6 protein-coding genes are annotated in these 7,630 nt (G+C 66.5%); all 6 read left to right on the top strand.

The features are described from left to right. Window positions 1–281 precede the first annotated feature (281 nt). Window positions 282–1,481: a UDP-galactopyranose mutase gene (gene glf, locus JWP83_RS06540; RefSeq protein ID WP_297727489.1), complete on the top strand. Its 1,200-nt coding sequence runs from the start codon at window positions 282–284 to the stop codon at window positions 1,479–1,481. Beyond that, the gene (locus tag JWP83_RS06535) at window positions 1,478–3,370 is read left to right on the top strand and encodes a glycosyltransferase (protein WP_297727486.1); all 1,893 of its coding nucleotides are present in this window, start codon (window positions 1,478–1,480) and stop codon (window positions 3,368–3,370) included. The genes glf and JWP83_RS06535 overlap by 4 nt, the downstream gene beginning before the upstream one ends. Further along, window positions 3,363–3,887 carry a phosphatase PAP2 family protein gene (locus tag JWP83_RS06530; RefSeq protein WP_297727482.1) on the top strand — a complete coding sequence of 175 codons (525 nt, stop codon included), beginning with the start codon at window positions 3,363–3,365 and terminating at the stop codon, window positions 3,885–3,887. Before JWP83_RS06535 ends, JWP83_RS06530 begins: the two co-directional genes overlap by 8 nt. Further along, on the top strand, window positions 3,884–4,792 hold the full coding sequence (locus JWP83_RS06525) for a decaprenyl-phosphate phosphoribosyltransferase (RefSeq protein WP_297727479.1): 909 nt from the start codon (window positions 3,884–3,886) through the stop codon (window positions 4,790–4,792). The genes JWP83_RS06530 and JWP83_RS06525 overlap by 4 nt, the downstream gene beginning before the upstream one ends. Continuing rightward, a complete protein-coding gene (aftB, locus tag JWP83_RS06520) occupies window positions 4,779–6,764 on the top strand; it encodes a terminal beta-(1->2)-arabinofuranosyltransferase (RefSeq protein WP_297727476.1) in 1,986 nt (661 codons plus the stop codon). The genes JWP83_RS06525 and aftB overlap by 14 nt, the downstream gene beginning before the upstream one ends. Window positions 6,765–7,094: 330 nt before the next feature. Continuing rightward, the coding region (locus JWP83_RS06515; protein WP_297727473.1) for an alpha/beta hydrolase family protein at window positions 7,095–7,630 on the top strand (536 nt) is incomplete at its 3' end.

Genomic DNA, 7,630 nt, shown 5'->3' with positions numbered 1-7,630 from the left:
AAGCTTGCGTCGGCGTCGGTTCGGCACGGAAGTCTCCTCAATCTGGACTGTTCGTTGTCGGCGCTTCCTGCCCGTCCTAATCCGGCATGAAGCACACACAGTCGATGGTACGAGTGGGATTGTTGTGACTAGAGTGCTGATATTGAATCGTGAGGTAATTGTGGCCCCGACTGTGACCGCGGATTCGAGCCGACCCAAAGCCATCGTTACCTGGACCAACCTCGACTTCGTGGCCTCGCCAACTGGGTTAGGCCCGCGCGGTCGGATACCCTAAGCAACCGATGACAGCTAGTTTCGACCTCCTCGTCGTCGGCTCCGGATTCTTCGGCCTGACCATTGCCGAGCGCGCGGCTACCCAACTCGGGAAGCGCGTGCTCGTCCTCGATCGGCGCCCGCATATCGGCGGCAACGCCTACTCCGAGGCCGAACCCCAGACCGGCATCGAGGTGCACAAGTACGGCGCCCACCTGTTTCACACCTCTAATAAGAGGGTCTGGGACTACGTGCGCCAGTTCACCGAGTTCACCGACTACCGCCACCGGGTGTTCGCGATGCACAACGGGCAGGCCTACCAGTTCCCGATGGGGCTGGGCCTGGTGTCGCAGTTCTTCGGCAGGTACTTCACCCCGGACGAAGCGCGCCGGCTGATCGCCGAGCAGGCCGCCGAGATCAACACCGCGGACGCGCAAAACCTCGAGGAGACGGCGATCTCGCTGATCGGCCGGCCGCTCTACGAGGCGTTCGTCAAGGGCTACACCGCCAAGCAGTGGCAGACCGACCCCGCCACGCTGCCCGCCGCCGTCATTAATCGGCTTCCGGTGCGCTACACCTTCGACAACCGATACTTCAGCGACACCTACGAGGGCCTGCCGGTCGACGGCTACACGGCGTGGCTGGAGCGAATGGCCGCCGACGACCGCGTCGAGGTCAGGCTGAACACCGACTGGTTCGACGTCCGCGACCAACTGCGCGCGGAGTCCCCGGACGCCCCGGTCGTGTACACGGGCCCGCTGGACCGCTACTTCGCCTACGCCGAAGGCCGCCTTGGCTGGCGCACACTGGACTTCGAGGTGGAAGTGCTGCCGATCGGGGATTTCCAGGGGACGCCGGTGATGAACTACAACGATCCCGACGTGCCCTTCACCCGCATCCACGAGTTCCGACACTTCCACACCGAGCGCGACTATCCGACCGACAAGACGGTGATCATGCGCGAGTACTCCCGCTTCGCCGAAGACGACGACGAGCCCTACTACCCGATCAACACCGAGGCCGACCGCGCCGTGTTGGCCGCCTATCGCGAACGGGCGAAGTCCGAGACCGCGTCATCGAAGGTCCTGTTCGGTGGCCGGTTGGGCACCTACCAATATCTGGATATGCACATGGCCATTGCCAGCGCGCTGAACATGTACGACAACACCCTCGCGCCGCACCTGCGTGACGGCGCCCCACTGGTCGAAGAGGAGGGCGCACGGGCATGACCGCAGTGAGCCTGCTTTCCCGAATCATCCTGCCGCGTCCGGGCGAACCCCTCGACGTGCGCAAGCTCTACGTCGCGGAGTCGACCACCAACGCGCGTCGGGCGCATGCGACGACGCGCACCTCGCTGCAGATCGGCGCCGAGTCCGAGGTGTCGTTCGCGACGTACTTCAACGCGTTCCCGGCTAGCTACTGGCGCCGCTGGTCGATCTGCAAGTCGGTGGTGTTGCGGGTCGAGATGACCGGCGCCGGCCGCGTCGACGTTTACCGGAGCAAGGCCACCGGCGCGCGCATCTTCGTTGAGGGGCACCAGTTCGCCGGCGCCGAGGACCAGCCGCAGGTGCTCGAAATCGAAGTGGCGCTAAAGCCGTTCGAGGACGGCGGCTGGATCTGGTTCGACGTCACGACCGACAGCAACGTCACCCTGCTCAGCGGCGGCTGGTATGCAACCGAGCCCGCACCGGGCACCGCCAACGTCGCCGTCGGCATCCCGACGTTCAACCGCCCCGCTGACTGCGCCAACGCGCTGGCCGACCTCACCGCGGATCCGTTGGTGGACGAGGTGATTGGGGCGGTGATCGTGCCCGACCAGGGCGTCCGCAAGGTGCGCGACCACCCCGACTTCCCCGCCGCGGCCGCCCGGCTGGGCAACCGGCTGTCCGTCCACGATCAGCCAAACCTCGGCGGTTCCGGCGGTTACAGCCGAGTGATGTACGAGGCGCTGAAAAACAGCGATTGCCAACAGATCCTGTTCATGGACGACGACATTCGCATCGAGCCGGACTCGATCCTGCGGGTGCTGGCGATGCACCGCTTCGCCAGGACTCCGATGCTGGTGGGCGGCCAGATGCTCAACCTGCAGGAGCCGTCACACCTGCACATCATGGGCGAGGTGGTGAACCCGTCGAACTTCATGTGGACCGCCGCGCCGCACGCCGAGTACGACCACGACTTCGCCGAATATCCGTTGAGCGACGACAACGCTCGAAGCAAGCTGCTGCACCGCCGCATCGACGTCGACTACAACGGCTGGTGGACGTGCATGATCCCGCGGCAGGTCGCCGAGGAGCTCGGACAGCCGTTGCCGCTGTTCATCAAATGGGACGACGCCGACTACGGCCTGCGGGCCGCCGAGCGAGGCTATCCGACGGTCACCCTGCCCGGCGCGGCGATTTGGCACATGGCGTGGAGCGACAAGGACGACGCCATCGACTGGCAGGCCTACTTCCATCTGCGCAACCGGCTGGTGGTCGCGGCGATGCACTGGGACGGTGACGTGACCGGGTTGGTCCGCAGCCACCTGAAGGCGACGCTGAAACACCTTGCCTGCCTTGAATACTCGACGGTCGCGATTCAGAATAAGGCCATCGACGACTTCCTGGCCGGCCCCGAGCACATTTTCTCGATCCTGGAATCAGCGCTGCCGGAAGTGCACCGCATCCGCAAGCAGTACCCGGACGCGGTCGTGCTGCCGGCGGCGAGCGAGCTGCCGGCGCCGCAGAACAAGACCAAGGCCATGAAGCCGCCGGTGAACCCCGTTTCCATCAGCTACCGGCTGGCGCGCGGGATAGTGCACAACATGACCGTGGCCGACCCGGAAGCCCACGCGCGCCCGCAGTACAACGTGCCGACCCAGGATGCTCGCTGGTTCCGGCTGTGCACGGTTGACGGCGTGACGGTTACGACCGCCGACGGATGCGGCGTGGTCTACCGGCAGCGGGACCGGCGAAAGATGATCTCGCTGTTGCTCAAATCGCTGCGCCGTCAGCGTCGGTTGGTGAGCCGCTTCGACGAGATGCGCCGGGTATACCGGGAGGCGCTGCCCGTACTGTCCTGCAAGCAGAAATGGGAGACCGCGTTGTTGCCGGCGGGCGAGCCGAAGCATGGTTGAATCGGCCGCGCCGCGCGGTGAGGTGGCCGCGTTGGTGGCCGTTCAGTCGGCGCTGGCCGATCGGCCCGGCGTGCTGACCGCGGCGCGAGGGCTGTCCCACTTCGGCGAGCACAGCATCGGCTGGCTGGCCGTGGCGCTGCTGGGTGCGGTGCTGATGCCGAGGCGTCGCCGGGATTGGCTGGTGGCCGGGGCCGGCGCCTTCGTCGCGCACGCCGCCGCCGTGTTGGTCAAGCGGATGGTGGGGCGCACGCGGCCGCACCATCCGGCCGTCGCGGTGAATGTCGGAACGCCTAGCCGGCTGAGCTTCCCGTCGGCGCACGCCGCGTCCACCACGGCCGCAGCGATCCTGATCGGCCGCGCGACCGGGCTGCCGCTGCCCGTGTTGCTCGTCCCGCCGATGGCGATGTCGCGGATACTGCTGGGAGTGCACTATCCCAGCGACGTGGCCTTCGGCGTCGCCCTCGGCGCTGCCGTCGCGGGGATTGCACGCAAGAGCGCGAGAGGTGTGGCCGAATGAGTGAAGACGTGGTGACCCGACCGCCGGCGAACCTGGTCGTCGGTGTTATCAAGGCGATGCGGCCGCGGCAATGGGTGAAGAACGTCATCGTGCTGGCCGCGCCGCTGGCCGCGTTGGGCGGCCCGGTCCGCTACGACTACGCCGAGGTGCTGACCAAGGTGTCCGTGGCGTTCGTGGCGTTCAGCCTGGCGGCCTCGTCGATATACCTGATCAACGACGTGCGCGACGTCGAAGCCGACCGGGAGCACCCCACGAAGAGGTACCGCCCGATCGCGGTCGGGGTGGTGCCCGAGTGGCTGGCCTACAGCCTGGCGGCGGTGCTGGGGGTGGCCTCGCTTGCGATCTCCTGGTGGCTGACGCCGGACCTGGCGGTGGTGATGGCCGTCTACATCGGCATGCAGCTGGGGTATTGCTTTGGCCTCAAACACCAAGCGGTGATGGACATCTGCATCGTGTCGTCGGCCTATCTGCTCCGAGCCATCGCCGGCGCCGCTGCCACCAAAATCCCGTTGTCACAGTGGTTTCTGTTGTTCGTCGCCTTCGGGTCCCTGTTCATGGTTGCCGGCAAGCGCTACGCCGAGTTGCAGGTCGCCGAACGCACCGGTGCGGCGATCCGCAAGGCGCTGGAGAGCTACACCAGCACCTACTTGCGGTTCGTCTGGACGATGTCGGCCACCGCGGTGGTGGTGTGCTACGGGCTGTGGGCATTCGAGCGTGACGGCCATTCGGGGTCCTGGTTCGCGGTGTCGATGGTTCCGTTCACCATCGCGATCCTGCGCTACGCGGTCGACGTCGACGGCGGGCTGGCCGGGGAGCCCGAGGACATCGCGCTGCGTGACCGGGTGCTGCAGTTCTTGGCGCTGGCCTGGATTGTGACGGTCGGGGCCGCCGTTGCCTTCGGCTAGCCCGCAGCTGGAGGCCCTTAGAGCGGGGATGTTTCGTCGCCGTCCGGTGGTCAGGCGGGCCGGTCGGGCGCTGTTTCCGTACGACACCGCGGTGCGGGTGAGCCTGTGGATCAGTGTCGCGGTGGTCGCCGTCCTGTTCGGGTGGGGCGCGTGGCAAAGACGCTGGATCGCCGACGACGGGCTCATCGTGCTGCGCACGGTGCGCAATTTGCTGGCCGGCAACGGGCCGGTCTTCAACCAGGGCGAGCGGGTCGAGGCGAACACGTCGACCGCCTGGACGTACCTGATGTACGCCGGAAGCTGGGTCGGCGGGCCGCTGCGCATGGAATACGTGGCGTTGGCGCTGGCCATGGTCCTTTCGGTGCTCGGGGTGGCGCTGTTGATGTTGGGCGCCGGCCGGTTGTACGCGCCCAGCCTGCGCGGCCGCAGGGCGATCATGTTGCCCGCCGGGGCGCTGGTCTACATCGCGTTGCCGCCGGCACGTGACTTTGCTACTTCCGGCCTGGAGAGCGGCCTGACGCTGGCCTATCTCGGCTTGCTGTGGTGGATGATGGTTTGCTGGGCCCAGCCGGTGCGTGGACGTGCGGGTGGCCCGTTTTTCATCGGCGCGCTGGCGTTCGTCGCCGGCTTCAGTGTTCTCGTCCGGCCGGAGCTGGCGTTGATGGGCGGGCTGGCGCTGATCATGATGCTTATCGCCGCCGGCAGCTGGCGGCGCCGCGTGCTGGTCGTGGTGGTCGGCGGGTTCCTGCCAGTCGCCTACGAAATCTTCCGGATGGGCTACTACAGCCTGCTGGTGCCCGGGACGGCTCTGGCTAAGGACGCGGCCGGCGACAAGTGGTCGCAGGGGATGATCTATCTCGCGAATTTCAACGCGCCCTACGCCGTGTGGGTGCCGGTGGTGCTGCTGGTGCCTCTGGGCGTGATCTTGGTGGTCGCCCGGCGACGCCGGGCGTTCCTTCGCCCCGTGTTGTCGCCCGATTACGGGCGCCTGGCCCGGGCGGTGCAGAGCCCCCCTGCGGTGGTCGCTTTCGTCGTCGTGAGCGGTCTGCTGCAGGGGCTCTATTGGATCCGGCAGGGCGGCGATTTCATGCACGCGCGGGTGTTGCTGACGCCGCTATTTTGTTTGCTGGCACCGGTGGCCGTCATCCCGGTTGCCCTTCCCGACGGGCAGGACTATTCGCGTGAGACAGGCTACTGGGCGGCCGGTGCCGCCGGCGTGCTGTGGCTGGGGATTGCGGGCTGGTCGGTGTGGGCAGCAAACTCACCCGGAATGGGCGACGACGCCACCCACGTCACCTACTCGGGAATCGTCGACGAGCGCCGCTTCTACTCGCAGGCCACCGGGCACGCGCATCCGCTGACGGCCGCCGACTACCTGGACTACCCGAGGATGGCCGCCGTCCTGAAGGCGCTCGACAACACTCCGGAGGGGGCGTTGTTGCTGCCGTCCGGCAACTACATCCAGTGGGACCTGGTGCCGATGGCGCAGCCGTCGCGGGGAAGCACCCCGAACGACAAGGCACCGCAGAAGCCGCAGCACACCGTGTTTTTCACCAACCTGGGCATGGTGGGTATGAACGTCGGGCTCGATGTCAGGGTGATCGACCAGATCGGTTTGGCAAATCCGGTCGCCCAGCACACGGAACGGCTGCAACACGGCCGCATCGGGCACGACAAGAACCTCTTCCCCGACTGGGTGATCGCCGATGGCCCGTGGGTGAAGCTACATCCGGGGATTCCGGGCTACCTGGACGAGAATTGGGTCGCCCAGGCGGTGGCGGCCTTGCAATGCCCCGAGACCAAAGCGGTGCTGAGCTCGGTGCGAGCCCCAATGACCTTGCATCGCTTCATCTCCAACGTCGTGCACGCCTTCGAGTTCACCAAGTACCGCATCGATCGTGTTCCGCTCTACGAGCTCGCCAGGTGTGGGCTACCGGTTCCGGAGGCGATCCCGCCGCCTCCCCGCGAATGAGGCGCTCGAGCCGGATTTTTTTCGGCAGATCTTGAATCTGGCTCCGCCGGTGGGACTCCCTTACATTGCCAGCAACTTCACATCTGTGCTCTCACCACTGATCCGCGGAGGTCAAGCACATGCGGAAACGCGATTTTCCGCGTTCGTGTCCGGCCCGAAGATCGTTGGAAAAAAGGGCGGAATGACGGTTTGCCTGACCCGCTCGACGAGAGGGGATGACCGAAGGTGTGGTTGACTACACGGGCACTGCTGCGCCGACGCGCATGCAGTCCGACCCAATTCGAGGATGCGTCTGGATGAAGGGCGCGCCGAAAGGATGAGGAAGCAAGGATGACGCTTGTCGACAGGTTTCGCGGCGCGGTGGCTCGCATGCCACGGCGGCTCGTGGTGGGGGCCGTTGGCGCGGCCCTGTTCTCGGGTCTGATTGGCGCCGTGGGGGGCTCCGCGACCGCCGGGGCGTTCTCGCGCCCGGGGCTGCCGGTGGAGTACCTGCAGGTTCCCTCGGCCGCCATGGGCCGTGACATCAAGATTCAGTTCCAAAGCGGTGGCGCCAACGCGCCCGCGCTTTACCTGCTCGACGGCATGCGCGCGCAGGATGACTTCAACGGCTGGGACATCAACACCCCGGCGTTCGAGTGGTACAACCAGTCGGGCATCGCCGTGGTCATGCCGGTCGGTGGGCAGTCCAGCTTCTACTCCGACTGGTACAAGCCCGCCTGCGGTAAGGCCGGCTGCACCACCTACAAGTGGGAAACCTTCCTGACCAGCGAGCTGCCGGCGTACCTGTCGGCCAACAAGCAGGTCCGGTCGACCAACAACGCGGCGGTCGGTCTGTCGATGGCCGGGTCGTCGGCGCTGATCCTGGC

Source organism: Mycobacterium sp. (genome assembly GCF_025965855.1).
Lineage (GTDB): Bacteria > Actinomycetota > Actinomycetes > Mycobacteriales > Mycobacteriaceae > Mycobacterium.
The sequence above is the reverse complement of the archived record's forward strand: the minus strand, read 5'-3'. Positions and strand labels throughout refer to the sequence as shown.